This window comes from Salmonella sp. SAL4457 (assembly GCF_046548235.1).
Classification (GTDB): Bacteria; Pseudomonadota; Gammaproteobacteria; order Enterobacterales; family Enterobacteriaceae; genus Salmonella; species Salmonella enterica.
Map to the genome: position 1 here is coordinate 130,245 of NZ_JBGDZO010000007.1, position 19,712 is coordinate 149,956.

Sequence of the window (19,712 nt, forward strand, 5' to 3'; positions counted from 1 at the left end):
CCACAATTTACGCGGCGATCTCCGGCGAGCTTTCTTCCTCAATATTGAGACGCCAGCCAGTTACCGCTTCCCAGTACTGCTGTTCTTTTTCCAGATCAAGCAGTACCAGCGCATTCTGGCTGAACCAGTCATGCGGAAAACATAACGTCCAGTGGCTGTCATCGGTCGTTAGTCGCAGCGTCGGCGGCGTAGTGGTCGCCTGCCGCTGGTTGTTCAGTAATACGCCCAGACGAAGTAGCTGAATTAACGGCAGATACTGTTTTTTCTTAAACAGCGTAAAGCGGGGCATATCATCCAGTTTTATGGCTTTACGATGGTAACGCACCAGCGTCGCCATCATCATTTGCTGCTCCTGATTAAAGCCGGGCAAATCGCTGTGTTGCAGAATATAAGCCGAATGGCGATGTAAACCGCTGTGATTAATATTCAGTCCAACCTCATGCAGCATTGCCGCCCAGCGGAGCAACGCTTCAAGCTGCGGATGCGCCAGTTTTGGCTGCTGGGCCTGCCACTGCTCGTACATCTGCATGGTGGTTTCCAGCACGCGTCTGGCCTGTTCTCTGTCAATGTTGTATTGATTGGCCAGACTTTTTGCGGTACGGCTGCGAACATCCTGATGGCGGAAGCGGCCTTCCATTTCATACAGCACGCCTTCGCGCAACGCGCCGTCGGAAAGGCGAAGCTCGCGGATAGCCAGAGCATCAAAAACGCCGCACAGAATCGCCAGGCCCGGCACAAAGACCGCTTTGCGTTCTTCAGACAGACCCGGCAGGCTGAGCGCATTAAAGGAGCGGTGCTTCAACACTTCTGACTTCAGTTTATCGAGGCGCTCCGGCGTAATGAAGCCATCTTTCTCACCCAGCGCCAGGAGAACTTCATGAGCGGCCTTAATCGTACCGGAAGCGCCCATCGCTACGTTCCAACCCTGAATACGATACTGCCAGGTTAAGGTTTCCAGTTTTTGCGCCGCCGCCATTCGGGCGCGCTGGAAGTTTTCTTTATTGATAACGCCGCCGGGAAAGTAGAGCTGCGCGAAGCTCACGCAGCCCATACGACGGCTTTCAACCAGCCTGGGTTCGAAGTTTTCGCCAATGACCAGCTCTGTTGACCCGCCGCCGATATCGATCACCAGCTTGCGGCCTTTTTCCGGCTGCGTATGTTCTACGCCCATAAAAATCAGGCGCGCTTCTTCGTTACCGGAAATAATCTCTATCGGGTAGGGAATAACCTTTTCCGCGCGTTTGAGAAAATCAGCGGCATTTTGCGCCTGACGTAACGTATGGGTGCCTACGATACAGACGCTGGAAGGGGAGAAACCTTGTAAGCGTTCAGCAAACAGCGACAGACAGCTAAGCCCCCGTTCCATGGCTTCTTCGCTGAGTTTATTATCTGCGCCCAGCCCGTCCGCCAGATGGACGCGCTGTTTTAAACGCCCGATAATCTGCATTGCGCCGTCAACCACGCGGGCAATGACCATATGAAAGCTGTTTGACCCGAGATCGACCGCAGCGAACTCCTGCGGGCGGGGGGATTTATCGTAAATTGGCATAGCGTTAGTCTGGTTGCTCGAGTGATTTGATGTAGTCATAAATTGCCAGCTGCGCCTGGACTTTACGGCGATTGCCGCGCGGTACGTAGCGGTTGCTGAGTTCTTTATCGATAAAACGCGCTTTTACCGTGTCGCTAAACAGAATGTCAATGATATCCAGGACGCGCTGTTTAAGCCGCGGGTCGAGGATAGGCGTAGCGACTTCGATACGGTAGTCAATATTACGCGTCATCCAGTCAGCTGAAGAGAGCCAAACTTGCTTATCACCGCCGTTTTCGAAAATATAAACTCGATCGTGTTCCAGATAGCGATCCACGATGCTAATCGCGCGAATATTATCGCTAATGCCTTCCAGTTGCGGAATAAGAGAACACATACCGCGTACCAGCAGATTGACCTGGACGCCCGAACCCGACGCGGCGTATAGCCTGTCGACCAACCCTTTATCAACCAGGTTGTTAAGCTTTAAGGTAATCCCTGACGGTAAGCCTTGCTGGGCATTGGCGATTTCACGATCGATCATCTCATACAGCAGACGCCGTGAGTTTTGTGGAGAAACCATCAAATAATCGAAAGTGACCGGGCGATAGGGGTTTTCAATAAAATTAAAGACCCGACGCACTTCATTGGTAATGCGCGCATCGGCGGTCAGCAGCGAATAATCGGTATACAGCCGCGCTGTTTTTTCGTTGAAGTTACCGGTGCCGATATGCGCATAACGCACCACGTCATCGCCCTCTTTTCGTGAGATGAGGAAGAGTTTGGCGTGAATTTTCAGCCCGGGCGCAGAGAAAATAACATGGACGCCCGCTTCGGTTAACCGCTTGGCCCAGTGAATATTCGCCTCTTCATCGAAGCGCGCCTGCAACTCCACCACCACGGTGACTTTTTTGCCGTTATGGGCGGCATGGATCATCGAGTCAATAATGCGCGAGTCTTTCGCTACGCGATAAATATTGATTTTGATCGCCAGCACGCTTGGGTCAAACGACGCCTGACGCAGCAGTTCCAGCACATGTTCAAAGGTGTGATAAGGATAATAGAGCAGCACATCACGTTCACGAATCGCGTCGAAACCGTTACGAAACTTCTCTTTATCAAACCAAAGATGGCGTAACCGCGGTAACGGTTTATTGACCAGGTTGGCTTTACCGACATTCGGAAAATTAATAAAGTCTTTAAAATTGTGGTAGCGCCCGCCGGGTACGATTGAGTCATACCGGGAGATCGTCAGTTTTTCCCGCAGTACGTCGACCAGCGCGGCGGGCATATCGCGTTGATAGACAAAGCGCACAGGCTCAGCGGTCAGGCGCTGCTTCAGGCTGGAAGACATCAGCTCCATCAGACTGGATTCCATCTCATGCACCAGGTCATATTCGGCATCGCGGGTCATTTTCATCGAATAGGCATTAAGCGCGTCATAGTCGAAGAACCCTTTAAAAATGTCATCCAGGCAGTAGCGCAGAATATTATCCAGCAGGATCATCGGCTTGCGTCTGCGCGGTGTCTCCGGCGGCAGATTAACGAAGCGTGGGACTTTGTCGGACGGTATCTCCAGCAGCGCATAGTTGATGGTGTCGCCGCGGATAATCTCCACCGCCAGATAGGTGTAATCATCTTTTAAAAACTGAACAAGATCCGTCTCCCGGTTAATGAGAATCGGGGTAATATGCTGGCGCAAATAGTGCTTAAAATAGTGGCGCAACCAGCTTTGTTGGTTCACCGAGAGCTGACGCTCGTTGATCAGAAAGATTTGATTACGCGCCATTTCCAGCAGTAATTCGTTGTACAGGCCGTCGAACTCCTGGTCTGCTTTCAACACGCGGGACTGAATTTTGCCTAACAAATGGCGTGAATGAGAATTTGAACCCTGTTCTTCGCTGATAATAATGCGTCGTTTCAGTTCAGCGAAACGCACTTTGTAGAACTCGTCGAGGTTATTAGAATAGATTCCCAGGAACCGCATCCGCTCAATCAACGGGTTGGATTTGTCCGCCGCTTCCTGTAACACGCGTTCGTTAAATGCTAACCAGCTTAGTTCTTTCTCGATATATAGCTTTTCCTGACCCATTACTACCTATACTCCGTTTTATTCACGGGACACTGCCTGATGATTATGGCGAGCATTACGCGTTAATGTCCAACTGCGCCAGAAAAATATGACAATAAACTGATAGCATAAAGGAAGGGAAAAGAGTAGGCCGGATAGGCATTTATGCCGCCATCCGGCAAGCAGACGCAGTCCTGTTCGATGACGTATTATTCGTCAGACGCATAACCTTGCGGCGGCAGACGACGCCCGTCCAGCCAGGCGGCGTTATCGCGCATCTTTAGACGCCCCTGCGCAAACCAGCTAATCACCAGCGGATAAATCGCATGTTCCTGAGTCTGTACGCGTGCGGTGATATCATCTTCGCTGTCGTCGGCAAAAACCGGCACCTTCGCCTGGAGAATGACCGGGCCGCCGTCGAGTTCGTCTGTCACGAAATGTACCGAGGTACCGTGCTCCTCATCGCCGTTTTCCAGTGCCTGGCGATGGGTATGCAACCCCGGATATTTTGGCAGCAGGGAAGGGTGAATGTTCAGCAGACGCCCGTAGTAATGCGCGACAAACATCGGACTCAGAATACGCATAAAACCAGCCAGCACGACCACATCGGGCGCATACGCGTCTATCTTGCGAATTAACTCGCGATCGAAGGCGTCGCGGCTGTCAAACCGATCGGCAGTCAGCGCTTGCGCCGGAATACCGGCTTCTCTGGCGCGTTCAAGGCCGAACGCATCGGCCTTATTGCTGAATACTGCCCTGAGGGTGCCTTTAATTTTCTTCGCTTCGCAGGCATCGATAATCGCCTGTAAATTGCTTCCGTTGCCGGAAATCAGCACCACAATATTCATTATTCAATAACCACACGCTGTTCGGAATCAGAGGCTTTGATGATACCGATTTTCCATGCGTTTTCACCTTTCTCGTTTAGCAGAGCAAGCGCTTTGTCCGCTTCCGGAGCGGAGAGCGCAATCACCATGCCGACGCCGCAGTTAAAGGTACGGTACATTTCATGTCGGCTGACATTACCGGCGGTTTGCAGCCAGGTAAAGATGGCGGGCCACTGCCAGGACGACTCATTAATTACCGCCTGGGTATTCTCCGGCAGAACGCGCGGAATATTTTCCCAAAAGCCGCCGCCGGTGAGGTGGGCGATAGCGTGTACATCGATGTTTTCAATCAGTTCCAGAACCGATTTTACGTAGATACGGGTCGGTTCAAGCAGATGATCGGCCAGCGGCTTCCCTTCCAGCAGAGTGGTTTGTGGGTCGCAGCCGCTAACGTCAATAATTTTCCGCACCAGCGAATATCCATTCGAATGTGGGCCGCTGGAGCCGAGCGCAATCAGCACGTCGCCTTCGGCAACCCGGGAGCCGTCGATGATTTCTGATTTTTCGACTACGCCGACGCAGAAACCCGCCACATCGTAATCTTCGCCGTGATACATGCCCGGCATTTCCGCCGTCTCGCCGCCGACCAGCGCGCAGCCGGATTGCAGGCAGCCTTCGGCAATACCGTTGATCACGCTGGCGGCGGTATCGACATCCAGTTTACCCGTGGCATAGTAATCGAGGAAAAACAGCGGTTCCGCGCCCTGAACGACCAGATCGTTTACGCACATTGCCACCAGATCAATACCGATAGCGTCGTGGCGCTTTAAGTCCATCGCCAGGCGAAGTTTGGTGCCTACGCCGTCAGTGCCGGAAACCAGTACCGGTTCACGATATTTTTGCGGCAACGCGCACAGCGCACCGAAACCGCCCAGACCGCCCATAACCTCCGGGCGGCGAGTTTTCTTCACTACGCCTTTGATTCGATCAACCAGAGCGTTACCCGCATCAATATCGACGCCGGCATCTTTATAGCTAAGAGAGGTCTTATCGGTCACTGCCTGGTTCCCCACGTTTTTTTTGCGGTAAAAGTTAAATTCGGCGCAATTCTAACAGGGAAAGCAAACGTTTGCGAGCGTGGTCTGCGCCCTGGTTATCCGGGCGATTTTTTTTGCATGGTTTCGATCGCTGCTTGAAAATTTCCCTGTTGGTAAAAAAGAAAAGAATATCCAGCACTTGGTTTACGACAGGCGGTCGGGACAGGTCATTCACCCTTAAAATTGCTAATATTCAAACGGTTGTTAGCCTTTATCGCCTGTTTCAACGTGAGTGATTTATACTCACTTTTCCGCTATCAGCGCTTTTGGTTGATCCAGGTCAAGCATACATTGTGTTGCGTCAGAGAGGAAAAGCGGTATAATCCGGCGATTTTTTTTGTGGTTGCCAGTCATCTGAGGATAGGAGAAGAGTATGAAGATCGTGGAAGTCAAACACCCACTCGTCAAACACAAGCTGGGTCTGATGCGTGAAAACGACATTAGCACTAAACGCTTTCGTGAACTCGCCTCAGAAGTAGGCAGCCTGCTGACGTATGAAGCGACAGCCGACCTGGAAACGGAAAAAGTCACCATCGAAGGCTGGAATGGCCCGGTGGAAATCGACCAGATCAAAGGTAAAAAAATTACCGTTGTGCCGATTCTGCGCGCGGGTCTGGGCATGATGGAAGGCGTTCTGGAAAATGTACCGAGCGCGCGTATCAGCGTAGTCGGGATGTACCGTAACGAAGAGACGCTTGAGCCAGTACCTTATTTCCAGAAACTGGTATCGAACATTGATGAGCGCATGGCGCTGATCGTCGACCCGATGCTGGCGACCGGCGGTTCTGTCATCGCGACCATCGACCTGCTGAAAAAAGCCGGCTGTAGCAGCATTAAGGTGCTGGTGCTGGTCGCCGCGCCGGAAGGCATTGCGGCGCTGGAAAAAGCGCACCCGGACGTTGAACTGTACACCGCCTCTATCGATCAGGGGCTTAACGAGCACGGATACATTATTCCGGGGCTTGGCGATGCCGGCGATAAGATTTTTGGTACCAAATAAGTGAATAAATAATTAAAAGCCGACTTTAAGAGTCGGCTTTTTTTTGAATAAAACCACTCATAACAAACACACTTAGAGGAAAACACTATGACGCGCCGTGCTATCGGGGTGAGTGAAAGACCGCCGCTTTTACAGACAATCCCGCTTAGTTTACAGCACCTTTTCGCCATGTTTGGCGCGACCGTGCTGGTGCCAGTTCTGTTTCATATCAACCCCGCGACGGTGCTGTTGTTTAACGGTATCGGAACGTTGCTGTATCTCTTTATCTGCAAAGGTAAAATTCCGGCCTACCTCGGATCGAGCTTTGCCTTTATTTCCCCGGTACTACTGCTGTTGCCGCTGGGTTATGAAGTGGCGCTGGGCGGTTTTATTATGTGCGGCGTGCTGTTCTGTCTGGTCTCTTTCATCGTTAAAAAAGCGGGCACCGGCTGGCTGGATGTGATGTTCCCGCCTGCGGCAATGGGCGCAATCGTTGCCGTCATCGGTCTGGAGCTGGCTGGCGTCGCGGCGGGGATGGCCGGATTGCTGCCTGCGCAAGGGCAGTCGCCGGACACGAAAACAATTATCATCTCCATGGTCACGCTGGCGGTGACGGTGTTCGGCTCCGTACTGTTTCGCGGTTTCCTGGCGATCATTCCGATTTTGATCGGCGTGCTGGCGGGCTATGCGCTGTCATTCGCGCTGGGAGTGGTCGATACCACGCCGATTGCCCAGGCACACTGGTTTGCGCTGCCGACCTTCTATACGCCGCGTTTTGAATGGTTCGCGATCCTGACGATTCTGCCCGCGGCGTTGGTCGTGATCGCCGAGCATGTCGGTCATCTGGTGGTGACGGCGAATATCGTCAAAAAAGATTTAGTGCGCGATCCCGGTTTGCACCGCTCGATGTTCGCTAACGGACTGTCAACGATCGTCTCCGGCTTCTTCGGCTCCACGCCGAATACCACCTATGGGGAAAATATTGGCGTCATGGCGATCACCCGCGTCTACAGTACCTGGGTTATCGGCGGCGCGGCGATTTTCGCCATTCTGCTTTCCTGCGTCGGCAAACTGGCGGCGGCGATTCAGATTATCCCGTTACCCGTGATGGGCGGCGTCTCGCTGCTGTTGTACGGCGTTATCGGCGCGTCGGGGATTCGCGTATTGATCGAATCGAAAGTCGATTACAACAAAGCGCAAAACCTGATCCTCACCTCGGTGATTTTGATCATCGGCGTGAGCGGCGCGAAAGTGCATATCGGCGCGGCAGAATTGAAAGGGATGGCGCTGGCGACCATCGTCGGGATTGGCCTGAGCCTGATTTTTAAACTGATTAGCCTGTTGCGTCCGGAAGAAGTGGTACTGGAGGCAAATGATGCGGAGCCCCCGCATCAGTAACGGGTTGCCGGGCAGCGATGCTGCCCGGTTCTATCTCACGGGAATTATGTGGTAAACTCAGCGCGATTTTATGTCATCCTGGGTTGAGGTATCTCTGAACACACCGGCACAGCTCTCTTTGCCACTTTATCTTCCTGACGACGAAACTTTCGCAAGTTTCTGGCCGGGGGATAACGCCTCTCTACTGGCCGCGTTACAAAACGTGTTGCGCCAGGAACATAGTGGATATATCTACCTTTGGGCGCGTGAAGGCGCGGGCCGCAGCCATTTGCTGCACGCCGCCTGCGCTGAATTGTCGCAGCGTGGAGATGCGGTAGGCTACGTCCCGCTCGATAAACGTACCTGGTTCGTGCCGGAAGTGCTCGACGGTATGGAACACCTCTCGCTGGTGTGTATTGATAACATTGAGTGTGTCGCTGGCGATGAACTGTGGGAGATGGCGATCTTTGATCTCTATAACCGCATTCTGGAGTCCGGTAAGACGCGGTTATTGATCACCGGCGATCGTCCGCCAAGACAGTTAAATCTGGGCTTGCCCGATCTCGCTTCCCGTCTGGATTGGGGGCAAATCTATAAACTCCAGCCTCTTTCCGATGAAGACAAACTTCAGGCGCTACAGTTGCGTGCCCGGTTACGGGGGTTTGAACTGCCGGAAGATGTTGGGCGGTTTTTACTCAAACGTCTTGATCGCGAAATGCGCACGCTGTTTATGACGCTGGATCAGCTCGATCATGCGTCGATCACTGCCCAGCGAAAACTGACGATCCCGTTTGTCAAAGAGATTCTGAAACTGTAATACGCCGCGACGGCGGCGTTCAACGGTTAACCGAGGATGTCCAGCACCTGCTCAGGCGGTCGGCCAATGCGCGCCTGACCATTTGCCACCACAATGGGGCGCTCCATCAGTTTAGGGTGTTCAACCAGCGCCTGGATTAACGCCTCTTCACTCAGCTGGCTATCCGCCAGGTGAAGCGTTTTATAGAGATCTTCTTTCTGGCGCATCAGTTCGCGCGCGCTGGACATGCCCAACATACGCAGCAGTTCCCGCACGGTGGCGGCGTCGGCGGGCGTATCCAGATAAAGCACCACTTCCGGTTCCACGCCGTTAGATTTCAGTAGGTTCAGCGTGTCGCGGCTCTTCGAGCAGCGCGGGTTATGGTAGATTTTAATCGTGTCGGTCATGAGTTCTCCTTGTGACGCCATCCGGCTAATAAACGGCGATTACATTTTCGTGTATGGCTTGAAGCGTTCCTGTAACTGGCGCAGCTGGTCGATACGCGCATCGTAACGCGCCTGTTGCTGGCTACCCAGTTTTGCCTGGGCGCTGGCGCTACTGAGCAGTGAAATTGCCTGATCCAGTCGTCCCGCCAGCGCATAACTTTCAGCGCGCGCCGCCAGCTCCTGATCGCGGTTGTTCAGCGCGGCTTCGGCCTGAGCAAGCAGATCCCAGCCGTTACCGTCATCTTTATGGCTAAAGGTGTAGCGATTCAGAATGGTTTCCGCCGCTTTTGGCTGGCCTCCCTGGAGGTACGCATTGGCGAGGTTTAACTGCAGCACAGGATTAACGCGCAGATCGCGGGCATTTTTCAGGCGATTAATCGCGTCGTTGGCTCTTTTCTGCCCGAGGTCAATATCGGTGGCGAGGTCAAGATACCAGGCATTGTTCGGTTCTGCGCTTAACAGCGGCTGCAACGTTTTGCGCGCTTCATCGTACTTGCTCGCTTCCATCGCCTGCAACGCCCGGCCATATTGCGCCGCATGTTGCTGACGCACGTTGCCTTTAGACCACTGATCCAGCAGGTCGCTGGTGAGCTGGTTACGTCCGGAATTGTACATTCCCAGGGCGCGCGCTTTGGCGAAATAAAAGTCGGCGGAAGATTGCACCACGACCGGGCGCATCTGGTTGGCACGGTTGCGGGCATCCGCAAGGCGGCTTTCCGGTAAGGGGTGAGTGAGCAAAATTTCAGGCGGACGCGTGGAGTAACGCGCCTGGTCGAGCAGTTTTTCGAGGAAAGAGGGCATCGCCTGTGGGTCAAATCCGGCGCGTTGCAGTACCTGAATACCAATACGGTCGGCTTCTTGCTCATTTTGCTGGGTGAAACTTATCATTCCCTGGCGCGTTCCCGCCAGAGTACCGGTTAGCGCCGCCATACCGGCCTGTGGGCTGGCCATGGCCAGCAAAATGGAACCCAGCGCGCCCACCCAGGTAAGCGGCGCGCTGCGCTTTTGATCTTCCATCGCGCGCGCCAGGTGGCGCTGCGTCACGTGGGAGATTTCATGCGCCATGACTGAAGCTAGCTGGCTTTCGTTATCCGCGTAGCGAAAAAGCGCCGAGTGCAGCACCACATTGCCGCCAAAGAACGCGAACGCGTTGATTTCGTCATTATTGATTAAGAAAAAATGGAAGGGCGTTTTGACGGAGTCGGCGTGCGAGACCAGACGCATCCCCAGCGCGTTAATGTATTGCACCAGCAGCGGATCGTTGATTAACGGCGCGCTACCGCGTAGCTGGCGTACATAAAAGTCGCCCATTTGCATCTCTTGTCCGATAGAAAGCGTGCTTCCTGCCGAGGTTCCCATATCGGGCAGCGTGTCGGCAGGGTCGGCAAATGCGGGCGCGACCTGACCGAGAGCCAATGCTGCAATGAGGGTTGCCACCAGGTTTTTTTTCAACTGCCTGAACATAACCTCTATCCTGTTGTTTTGAGATAGCCCTTTGACCAACGTCGTGAAATATCGTTCCACGCTCCGACACTTCATAAGTGTAACTGTGATGAGCACAGACTCACTATTTTAGTTTCCTGAATCAACGATAAAAAGCGAAGTCTTTTTTGTGACATTTCGATACAATTCGGCATCACAATCCCGCAGTTGAGTTCTGGGAAGGGTTTTATGCTCGAAATGTTAATGCAATGGTATCGCCGTCGCTTCAGCGACCCGGAGGCGATTGCCTTGCTGGTCATTCTGGTGGCTGGTTTTAGCATCCTCTTTTTCTTTAGCGGCCTGTTAGCGCCGCTGCTGGTCGCAATCGTACTGGCCTACCTGCTGGAGTGGCCGACGGCGCGCCTGCAGGCGATTGGCTGTTCCCGGCGCTGGGCAGCCTCCATTGTCCTTATCCTCTTTGTCGGCATTCTGTTATTAATGGCGTTTGTGGTGATGCCGATTGCCTGGCAGCAGGGTATTTACCTGATTCGTGATATGCCCGGTATGCTGAATAAACTGTCCGATTTCGCCGCGACCTTGCCGCGACGCTATCCGGCGCTGATGGATGCGGGCATTATTGATGCGATGGCGGAAAACATGCGTACCCGGATGCTTAACATGGGCGATTCGGTGGTGAAATATTCGCTGGCTTCGTTAGTCGGGCTACTGACGCTGGCGGTATATCTGGTGCTGGTGCCGCTGATGGTCTTTTTCCTGGTAAAAGATAAAGAGCAGATGCTGAATGCCGTGCGCCGCGTGCTGCCGCGTAATCGCGGGCTGGCGGGGCAGGTGTGGAATGAGATGAATCAGCAGATCACCAACTATATCCGCGGAAAAGTGCTGGAGATGGTAGTGGTGGGCGTGGCGACCTGGCTGGGCTTTTTGCTGTTTGGCCTCAACTATTCGCTACTGTTGGCGGTACTGGTGGGCTTTTCGGTCCTGATCCCCTATATCGGCGCCTTTGTGGTGACAATTCCGGTGGTGGGCGTCGCGCTGTTTCAGTTTGGCCTGGGGACGGAATTCTGGAGCTGTTTTGCCGTTTATCTGATTATTCAGGCACTGGATGGCAATCTGCTGGTACCGGTACTTTTCTCCGAAGCGGTGAATTTGCATCCGCTGGTGATTATTCTGTCAGTGGTGATTTTCGGCGGTCTGTGGGGTTTCTGGGGGGTGTTTTTCGCCATTCCATTGGCGACGCTGATTAAAGCCGTTGTCCATGCCTGGCCGGATGGTCAGGTGACGGATGCCTCATCCTGAGCGGTCTGTACAAAAGTTGTAAAGCGTGAACAACATCATAGTGCCCTGCCGCCATTTTGCGCACGCCTGATGAGGGACAAGCGCTTAGAAAGCCGCTCTTTTTTTTAATGCCGCACCGTGTTGCGGCATTTTTATTGTCGGAACCTACAAAATGCTCGCTGCTGAAGGAAAACTGTATTGTAGAAATTGATTCCGCTACCGCCAATCAGCTTAAAGGCGTGCGATGTCAACAATCCGCTGTGTGGTCCTCAGGGCGCATCGGCCATTTTTGGCCCACAAAAAGGGGCGACAGCGGAAATGGTGAACACCCTGGACGAGGCGCTGGAAAACTGCGGCCGGCATATTTATCAGGCTACGGGACGTGAGGTGATTAACGCTCCCGGCGCGGCAGGCGGAATGGGCGCCGCGCTTTTAGGGTTGCTCAATGCTGAATTACGCGCCGGCGTAGAGATTGTCGTGGAAACGCTACAGCTTGAGCAGGCGGTTAAAGATGCCGATCTGGTGATGACCGGAGAAGGGCGTCTGGCGCGGCAAGCCTGACGGCGCATTCCCTTTCCAGGCCGCACATCAGCGCGGCCTGAGGCTTTTACGCGTTTTCTTTCAGCCAGTTCAGCACCACATCATGGTGATTGCTGGTTTTAAAATCATTAAAGACGTGTTCAATCTTACCATCAGCGTCAATCAAAAAGCTGATGCGGTGAATGCCGTCATACGTTTTGCCCATAAACGACTTTTCGCCCCAGACGCCGAACTGTTCACACACCTGATGGTTTTCATCGGACAAAAGGGTAAAGTTCAGCAGCTCTTTTTCAGCGAAACGGGAGAGTTTTTCAGGTTTATCGGTGCTGATGCCCAGCACGTCCACGCCTGCTTTTTTGAGCTCGTCCATGTTATCGCGTAAGCCGCAGGCCTGCACGGTACAGCCGGGTGTCATGGCTTTTGGGTAGAAATAAACCAGAACGCGCTGTCCCTGGAAGTCGGTCAAATTTACTTGTTCCCCGTCTTGATCCGGCAAGCTAAATTTCGGTGCGATATCACCGGCTTTCAGTGGATTCATTACTTAACTCCATCCTGTTCATCATGTTGTGAGTAATTGACGACGTTTATACTGCCTTGCGCATTGAGTTCTGTACATAGTGCTTTAAAGGCTTGCTCAATATTTGCGGAATTTTGCGACGCCGGGCTATGTGCGGTGATTTGAATAAATAATTGCGCAGCTTTATCACCTTCAGCCGGCTGTGTGCGGGAGACCAGCTCCGCAATATTCATTTCATGACTATTAAACAGCGCGGTGAATCGCTCAATTAAATGCGGGGAGTCGGCGACCTCAACCTGAACCCATACCGTCGCGGGCATTGCCGGGCGGGGGCGGTCGGACGTCCGTTTCATCACAATCAGCAGATCCAGCTCCGCGCCTTTTAACGGCAATGTCGATTCAATCAAGGTAATCGCGTTCCACGTGCCGGACAACAGCATAATAAACGTGAATTCATCGCCCAGCATCGCCAGTCGGCTGTCTTCGATATTACAGCCGCAACTGCTGACATGGCGAGTAATGGTATTCACAATACCGGGCCTGTCGGCGCCCAGCGCAGTGATAACCAAATAGTGTTGTGATGACGGTGTCAAACCAGTTATTCCTTTGAGCGGTGAGGTAATCTTAAGGAAACCATAAAAAAAACCTGCATACAACAATCAGAACGGCTTTGGTCGCTTGCTTTTATTGCCATACCAAACGTACCATTGAGAGACTTGTTTGCACAGAGGATGGCCCATGTTCACGGGAAGTATTGTCGCGCTTGTTACGCCGATGGATGAGAAAGGTAACGTCAGTAGGTCTTGCCTGAAAAAACTCATTGATTATCATGTCGCCAACGGTACCTCGGCGATTGTTTCGGTTGGCACTACCGGCGAGTCTGCCACGCTAAGCCATGATGAACATGGCGATGTCGTGATGATGACGCTGGAACTGGCTGACGGACGTATTCCGGTTATCGCCGGCACGGGCGCAAACGCGACCGCGGAAGCGATTAGCCTGACGCAGCGTTTTAACGATAGCGGTATTGTAGGCTGCCTGACGGTAACGCCGTACTACAATCGCCCCACGCAGGAAGGTTTGTTCCAGCATTTCAAAGCCATCGCGGAACACACTGACTTGCCGCAAATTCTGTATAATGTGCCGTCCCGTACCGGTTGCGACATGTTGCCGGAAACCGTGGGTCGTCTGGCGGAAATAAAAAATATTATCGCTATCAAAGAGGCGACAGGGAACTTAACCCGCGTTCACCAGATCAAAGAGCTGGTTTCAGACGATTTTATTCTGCTTAGCGGTGATGACGCGTCTGCGCTGGACTTTATGCAACTGGGTGGTCATGGCGTGATTTCCGTTACGGCTAACGTAGCGGCGCGCGATATGGCTGACATGTGCAAACTGGCGGCGGAAGGGCAATTTGCCGAGGCGCGCGCTATCAACCAGCGTCTGATGCCGTTACACAACAAACTATTTGTCGAACCCAATCCTATCCCGGTGAAATGGGCATGTAAGGCATTGGGTCTTGTGGCGACCGACACGCTGCGCCTGCCAATGACGCCTATCACAGACCATGGTCGTGACATCGTCAAAGCAGCGCTTCAGCATGCTGGCCTGCTGTAAAGTTTAGGGAGATTTGATGGCTTACTCAGTACAAAAGTCGCGCCTGGCGAAGGTTGCGGGTGTTTCGCTTGTTTTGCTGCTCGCTGCCTGTAGTTCCGATTCGCGCTACAAGCGCCAGGTAAGCGGCGATGAATCCTATCTGGATGCCGCGCCGCTTGCTGAACTTCACGCCCCGGCAGGAATGATCCTGCCGATAACGACCGGCGACTACGTTATTCCGGTCACGAAGGGGAGCGGCGCGGTTGGTAAGGCGTTGGATATCCGTCCGCCAGCGCAGCCGTTAGCGTTAGTGAGCGGCGCGCGTACCCAGTTCTCTGGCGATACCGCTACGCTATTGGTGGAAAATGGTCGTAGCAGCACGCTGTGGCCGCAAGTCGTCAGCGTGATTCAGGCGAAAAATTATCCGATTGAAAAACGTGACGATGCCAGCCAGACTCTGACGACCGATTGGGTGAACTGGAACCGACTGGATGAAGACGAACAGTATCGTGGACGTTATCAAATCTCGGTGAAGCCGCAGGGCTATCAGCAGGCGGTAACGGTAAAACTGGTTAATCTGGAACAGGCTGGCAAGCCGGTCGCTGACGCGGCGTCGCTGCAGCGCTATAGCACGGAAATGATGAACGTCATTTCCGCCGGTCTGGATAAGACCGCTACGGATGCGGCAAATGCCGCGCAGAACCGTTCCGCCGCAACGATGGATGTGCAGAGCGCCGCTGATGATACCGGTTTACCTATGCTGGTCGTTCGCGGTCCGTTCAACCTCGTGTGGCAGCGCCTCCCGGCCGCGCTGGAAAAAGTGGGCATGAAAGTCACCGACAGCACTCGCTCTCAGGGCAGCATGGCGGTAACGTACAAACCATTGTCTGACAGCGACTGGCGGGATCTGGGCGCTAGCGACCCGGGCCTGGCATCCGGAGACTATAAATTGCAGGTCGGCGATTTAGATAACCGCAGCAGCTTGCAGTTTATCGATCCTAAGGGGCATACTCTGACGCAAAGCCAGAACGACGCGCTGGTTGCCGTCTTCCAGGCAGCGTTCAACAAGTAATTTAACAGGGCTGGAGTAATCCGGCCCTTTTTTCTGATAAGATACGCAAACGTGTGCGTCGGTACAAAAACGCGATTTAACCGCTATTTCGCACCACAATTACAGGCCGACGTCTCCGGCAGGCGTAGCAGGAAATGAATACTTATCGTTAATTCACACCCAGGAGTGTTAAAGATGCAAAAGCAAGCTGAGTTGTATCGTGGTAAAGCGAAAACCGTATACAGCACGGAAAACCCGGACCTGTTGGTGCTCGAATTCCGCAATGATACGTCAGCAGGGGATGGCGCGCGCATTGAACAGTTTGATCGCAAAGGCATGGTAAATAACAAATTCAACCATTTCATTATGACCAAACTGGCCGAGGCGGGCATCCCGACCCAGATGGAACGTTTGCTGTCTGATACCGAGTGTCTGGTGAAGAAGTTGGAGATGGTGCCGGTTGAATGTGTGGTGCGCAACCGTGCGGCAGGGTCGCTGGTCAAGCGTCTGGGCGTGGAAGAAGGCATGGAGCTTAACCCGCCGATCTTCGATCTGTTCCTGAAAAACGACGCGCTGCACGACCCGATGGTGAATAGTTCCTACTGTGAAACTTTCGGGTGGGTAAGCCAGGAAAATCTGGCGCGTATGAAAGAGCTAACCTACAAAGCCAACGACGTACTGAAAAAACTGTTTGATGACGCGGGTCTTATCCTGGTGGATTTCAAACTGGAGTTTGGCCTGTATAAAGGCGAAGTGGTGCTGGGCGATGAGTTTTCACCGGACGGTAGCCGCCTGTGGGATAAAGAGACGCTGGACAAAATGGACAAAGACCGCTTCCGCCAGAGCCTGGGCGGTCTGATTGAAGCCTATGAAGCCGTTGCGCATCGCCTGGGCGTGAAATTAGATTAATTCCGCTTCTGACCGGGGGGCAACCGCTCTCCGGTATCATCCTTTCCTCATTCTGATAGCGTTTACCTGTGGTAATCCTGCGCCTGACCGCCTACGATCATCTGTATAACAAAGAGAGAATGAGGTGATTATGCGCTGGCAAGGGCGTCGTGAAAGTAACAATGTAGAGGACAGACGTAATCGGCCAGACGGCCCCTCGCTGGGTGGCCCTGGCTTTCGTCTTCCGCGCGGAAAAGGCGGCATCATTCTGTTGGTGGTGGTGTTGGTCGCAGGGTACTATGGGGTGGATTTAACCGGTCTGTTGACCGGTCAGCCGGTTTCGCAGCAGCAGTCGACGCGTTCGATAAGCCCCAATGATGATGAAGCGGCAAAATTTACCTCGGTGATCCTGGCGACGACCGAAGATACCTGGGGGCAACTCTTTCAAAAAATGGGGCGCGGCTATCAGCAGCCAAAACTGGTGATGTACCGTGGTATGACGCGTACCGGCTGTGGTGCGGGTCAGTCCGTGATGGGGCCGTTTTACTGCCCGGCGGACGGCACCGTTTATATCGATCTCTCATTTTACGATGATATGAAAAATAAGCTGGGCGCGGACGGTGATTTTGCTCAGGGTTATGTCATCGCCCACGAAGTCGGCCACCACGTACAAAAACTGTTAGGTATTGAGCCGAAAGTACGCCAGCTACAGCAAAACGCGTCGCAAACGGAGGTGAATCGCCTTTCGGTGCGCATGGAGCTACAGGCGGATTGCTTTGCCGGCGTGTGGGGACACAGTATGCAGCAGCAAGGCGTACTGGAGGCGGGCGATCTGGAAGAGGCGCTCAATGCCGCACAGGCTATCGGCGACGATCGCTTACAGCAACAGGGGCAGGGGCGCGTCGTGCCGGATAGTTTTACCCACGGCACCTCAGAACAGCGCTACAGCTGGTTTAAGCGTGGCTTTGACAGCGGCGACCCGGCGCAATGTAATACGTTTGGCAAAAACTTTTGATAAACCGGGGCAGGGATGTCTGATATCGATGCGCTACGGGCGTTAACGTCGCAAATGACACAGGAAGGCATTCGCCGTTTACTGGTCATCAGCGGCGACGCGGCGTGGTGCCGGGAGCGGGCCGAGGCGATACGCGCTGCATTGCCCGGTGACTGGCTGTGGGTCTCGCCTGACGCGCCCGCCCAGCCGTGCTGTACGCCACAGGCGTTACAAACGCTGCTGGGCCGTGAATTCCGTCATGCGATATTTGATGCCTGGCAGGGCTTTGACGCCGCAGCGTTTGCCGCCCTGAGCGGGACCTTGCAGGCCGGAAGCTGGCTGCTTCTGCTGATGCCGTCGTACGAGACGTGGGAAAGCAGGCCTGATACCGATTCACTGCGCTGGAGCGACTGCGCGCAGCCTATCCCCACACCGCAGTTTGCACAGCATCTTAAACGGACTCTCTCCCACGATCCGCAAACGCTGCTTTGGCGACAGCGCCAGCCGTTTTGCTGGCCATCTTATCCTTCCCGTGAACGCTGGCGACCCGCCACCGGCGAGCCGCAGCCGGAGCAGGCGGCTATCTTATCGCGTTTACGTGAAATGCCGCCCGGCGTGGCGACGGTGATTGCCCCCCGTGGGCGCGGCAAATCGGCGCTGGCCGGGCAATTCATCTCCCGGATGGCGGGCACGGCTATCGTGACCGCACCGGCGAAAACGGCAACGGATATCCTGGCAGCGTTTGCCGGTGAGCGGTTCTGCTTTATGGCGCCGGATGCGTTGCTGGCGAGCGGGGCAAGAGCCGACTGGCTGGTGGTTGATGAGGCGGCGGCAATCCCCACGCCGCTGCTGCTGCAACTGGTTTCGCGCTTTCCCCGCATACTACTCACCACCACCGTTCAGGGCTACGAAGGCACCGGACGCGGTTTTTTACTTAAGTTTTGCGCCCGTTTTCCGCAGCTTCACCGCTTTACGCTTCGTCAGCCTGTCCGCTGGGCGCCAGAATGCCCGCTGGAAAATATCGTCAGCGAGGCGCTGATATTCGACGATGAAGCGTTTGCGCAGGCGCCGCATGGCGGGATAGCAATCTCGGCTTTTTACCAGCAGGCCTGGGGGGAGACGCCCGCGTTGCCGAGGGCTGTGTATCAGTTACTGTCGGGGGCGCACTATCGTACTTCGCCGCTGGATCTGCGCCGAATGATGGATGCGCCAGGACAGCATTTCTTGCAGGCTACGGCGAATAACCGTGTGGCGGGCGCCCTCTGGCTGGTCGAAGAGGGTGGGTTATCCGCAGAACTCAGTCAGGCTGTATGGTGCGGTTTCCGGCGGCCGCGTGGGAATCTGGTGGCGCAGTCGCTGGCGGCGCACGGTAGCGACCCTTTAGCCGCGACGCTGGTTGGGCGTCGCGTAAGCCGTATCGCAGTGCACCCCGCTCGCCAGCGTGAAGGCATCGGTCAGCAGTTGATTGCCTGCGCGTGCATGCAGGCGGCGCAGTGTGATTATCTTTCCGTCAGCTTCGGCTATACGCCGGAGCTGTGGCGTTTCTGGCAACGCTGCGGCTTTGTACTGGTACGGATGGGCAACCATCGGGAGGCGAGCAGCGGTTGCTATACGGCGATGGCGTTATTGCCGCTGAGCGACGCGGGAAAACGGCTGGCGCAGCAGGAACACCGGCGTTTGCGCCGCGATGCGGACATCCTGACGCAGTGGAACGGCGAGGCGATACCGCTGGCGGCGTTAGATGAACAGGCGCTTAATGATGAAGACTGGCGTGAGCTGGTCGGTTTTGCGTTCGCGCACCGTCCGCTACTGACATCGTTAGGTTGCCTGCATCGTTTACTGCAATACAGCGCATTGCCATTACCGGCGCTGAGAGGGCGGCTGGAGGAAAAAGCCAGCGATGCCGAACTGTGCGCCCGGCTACGCATTTCAGGCCGTAAAGCTCTGCTGGCGTTGCAGCGTGCGCAGGCGGCGCAGGCGCTGATTGCGCTGGATGCCGGACGAACGCAGCGTTTGCGCGACGTAATGTCCGGCGGTGGGGACCATGCCGGATAGCGATACCTGTCCGGCATGTTATCCAGTTACTTTTTCGGCTGATCTTTCTTCGGCCAGTCGTCTTCATCGTCCCACTTATCGTTAAAATCGCGATGCGGGGGCAGCTCAGGTTTGTTGGCAAGGAATTTCTTATGGTCGATGCGTTTGAGATCTTTGATCACATTCAGCAGTACGCCTACCAGAAACACCAATACCAGAATCCACCAATATTTTGCCAGCCAGTCCATGCTTA

18 protein-coding genes and 1 pseudogene are annotated in these 19,712 nt (G+C 54.3%); 10 read left to right on the forward strand and 9 right to left on the reverse strand.

Annotated features, from left to right (window positions below):
• Positions 1–7 precede the first annotated feature (7 nt).
• From ppx to purM, 4 genes are all read right to left on the reverse strand, one after another.
• A complete protein-coding gene (gene ppx, locus ACLJNW_RS19740; protein ID WP_001123330.1) occupies positions 8–1,549 on the reverse strand; it encodes an exopolyphosphatase in 1,542 nt (513 codons plus the stop codon).
• 4 nt (positions 1,550–1,553) lie between these two features.
• The gene (gene ppk1 / locus ACLJNW_RS19745) at positions 1,554–3,620 is read right to left on the reverse strand and encodes a polyphosphate kinase 1 (RefSeq protein ID WP_000529555.1); all 2,067 of its coding nucleotides are present in this window, start codon (positions 3,618–3,620) and stop codon (positions 1,554–1,556) included.
• A gap of 188 nt (positions 3,621–3,808) precedes the next feature.
• Complete coding sequence (purN, locus tag ACLJNW_RS19750) at positions 3,809–4,447, reverse strand: phosphoribosylglycinamide formyltransferase (RefSeq protein ID WP_001028589.1); 639 nt, start codon at positions 4,445–4,447, stop codon at positions 3,809–3,811.
• Complete coding sequence (gene purM / locus ACLJNW_RS19755) at positions 4,447–5,484, reverse strand: phosphoribosylformylglycinamidine cyclo-ligase (RefSeq protein ID WP_000130475.1); 1,038 nt, start codon at positions 5,482–5,484, stop codon at positions 4,447–4,449. The genes purN and purM overlap by 1 nt, the downstream gene beginning before the upstream one ends.
• Before the next feature lie 412 nt (positions 5,485–5,896).
• Here purM and upp point away from each other — a divergent pair, with 412 nt between their 5' ends.
• From upp to ACLJNW_RS19770, 3 genes are all read left to right on the forward strand, one after another.
• Positions 5,897–6,523 carry a uracil phosphoribosyltransferase gene (upp, locus tag ACLJNW_RS19760; protein ID WP_000706208.1) on the forward strand — a complete coding sequence of 209 codons (627 nt, stop codon included), beginning with the start codon at positions 5,897–5,899 and terminating at the stop codon, positions 6,521–6,523.
• Between the two features lie 87 nt (positions 6,524–6,610).
• Positions 6,611–7,900: a uracil permease gene (gene uraA / locus ACLJNW_RS19765; RefSeq protein WP_000198345.1), complete on the forward strand. Its 1,290-nt coding sequence runs from the start codon at positions 6,611–6,613 to the stop codon at positions 7,898–7,900.
• A 94-nt stretch (positions 7,901–7,994) separates the two neighbouring features.
• Positions 7,995–8,696 carry a DnaA inactivator Hda gene (locus ACLJNW_RS19770; protein ID WP_061835882.1) on the forward strand — a complete coding sequence of 234 codons (702 nt, stop codon included), beginning with the start codon at positions 7,995–7,997 and terminating at the stop codon, positions 8,694–8,696.
• A 26-nt stretch (positions 8,697–8,722) separates the two neighbouring features.
• Here the strand turns inward: ACLJNW_RS19770 and arsC are convergent, their stop codons facing one another.
• Both arsC and bepA read right to left on the reverse strand, forming a co-directional pair.
• Positions 8,723–9,082 (reverse strand): arsenate reductase (glutaredoxin), encoded by a 360-nt coding sequence (gene arsC / locus ACLJNW_RS19775; RefSeq protein WP_000132650.1) that lies wholly within the window; start codon positions 9,080–9,082, stop codon positions 8,723–8,725.
• A gap of 39 nt (positions 9,083–9,121) precedes the next feature.
• Positions 9,122–10,585 carry a beta-barrel assembly-enhancing protease gene (gene bepA / locus ACLJNW_RS19780; RefSeq protein ID WP_000489630.1) on the reverse strand — a complete coding sequence of 488 codons (1,464 nt, stop codon included), beginning with the start codon at positions 10,583–10,585 and terminating at the stop codon, positions 9,122–9,124.
• A 207-nt stretch (positions 10,586–10,792) separates the two neighbouring features.
• On the opposite strand from bepA, the gene ACLJNW_RS19785 reads away from it, so the two are divergent.
• Together ACLJNW_RS19785 and ACLJNW_RS19790 are read left to right on the forward strand one after the other, a co-directional pair.
• Positions 10,793–11,860, forward strand: coding sequence for an AI-2E family transporter (locus ACLJNW_RS19785; RefSeq protein WP_000892056.1), 1,068 nt, complete (start codon positions 10,793–10,795; stop codon positions 11,858–11,860).
• Positions 11,861–12,076: 216 nt separating this feature from the next.
• Positions 12,077–12,397 (forward strand): annotated as a pseudogene (locus ACLJNW_RS19790) (glycerate kinase); the annotation flags it as partial.
• Between the two features lie 49 nt (positions 12,398–12,446).
• Here the strand turns inward: ACLJNW_RS19790 and bcp are convergent.
• Together bcp and ACLJNW_RS19800 are read right to left on the reverse strand one after the other, a co-directional pair.
• Positions 12,447–12,917, reverse strand: a complete 471-nt coding sequence (gene bcp, locus ACLJNW_RS19795) for a thioredoxin-dependent thiol peroxidase (protein WP_001068686.1) — start codon at positions 12,915–12,917, stop codon at positions 12,447–12,449.
• On the reverse strand, positions 12,917–13,489 hold the full coding sequence (locus tag ACLJNW_RS19800) for a glycine cleavage system transcriptional repressor (RefSeq protein WP_000189061.1): 573 nt from the start codon (positions 13,487–13,489) through the stop codon (positions 12,917–12,919). Before ACLJNW_RS19800 ends, bcp begins: the two co-directional genes overlap by 1 nt.
• 145 nt (positions 13,490–13,634) lie before the next feature.
• On the opposite strand from ACLJNW_RS19800, the gene dapA reads away from it, so the two are divergent.
• From dapA to tmcA, 5 genes are all read left to right on the forward strand, one after another.
• Complete coding sequence (dapA, locus tag ACLJNW_RS19805) at positions 13,635–14,513, forward strand: 4-hydroxy-tetrahydrodipicolinate synthase (RefSeq protein ID WP_000494019.1); 879 nt, start codon at positions 13,635–13,637, stop codon at positions 14,511–14,513.
• Positions 14,514–14,529: 16 nt separating this feature from the next.
• Positions 14,530–15,564 (forward strand): outer membrane protein assembly factor BamC, encoded by a 1,035-nt coding sequence (bamC, locus tag ACLJNW_RS19810; protein ID WP_000331877.1) that lies wholly within the window; start codon positions 14,530–14,532, stop codon positions 15,562–15,564.
• A gap of 174 nt (positions 15,565–15,738) precedes the next feature.
• The gene (gene purC, locus ACLJNW_RS19815) at positions 15,739–16,452 is read left to right on the forward strand and encodes a phosphoribosylaminoimidazolesuccinocarboxamide synthase (protein ID WP_001171630.1); all 714 of its coding nucleotides are present in this window, start codon (positions 15,739–15,741) and stop codon (positions 16,450–16,452) included.
• A 130-nt stretch (positions 16,453–16,582) separates the two neighbouring features.
• Positions 16,583–17,446 (forward strand): neutral zinc metallopeptidase, encoded by an 864-nt coding sequence (locus ACLJNW_RS19820; protein WP_023203851.1) that lies wholly within the window; start codon positions 16,583–16,585, stop codon positions 17,444–17,446.
• 15 nt (positions 17,447–17,461) lie between these two features.
• The gene (gene tmcA, locus ACLJNW_RS19825) at positions 17,462–19,480 is read left to right on the forward strand and encodes a tRNA cytosine(34) acetyltransferase TmcA (RefSeq protein WP_058663503.1); all 2,019 of its coding nucleotides are present in this window, start codon (positions 17,462–17,464) and stop codon (positions 19,478–19,480) included.
• Positions 19,481–19,506: 26 nt separating this feature from the next.
• Here tmcA and ACLJNW_RS19830 read toward each other — a convergent pair whose 3' ends face one another.
• Complete coding sequence (locus ACLJNW_RS19830; protein WP_000383839.1) at positions 19,507–19,707, reverse strand: YpfN family protein; 201 nt, start codon at positions 19,705–19,707, stop codon at positions 19,507–19,509.
• Positions 19,708–19,712 lie beyond the last annotated feature (5 nt).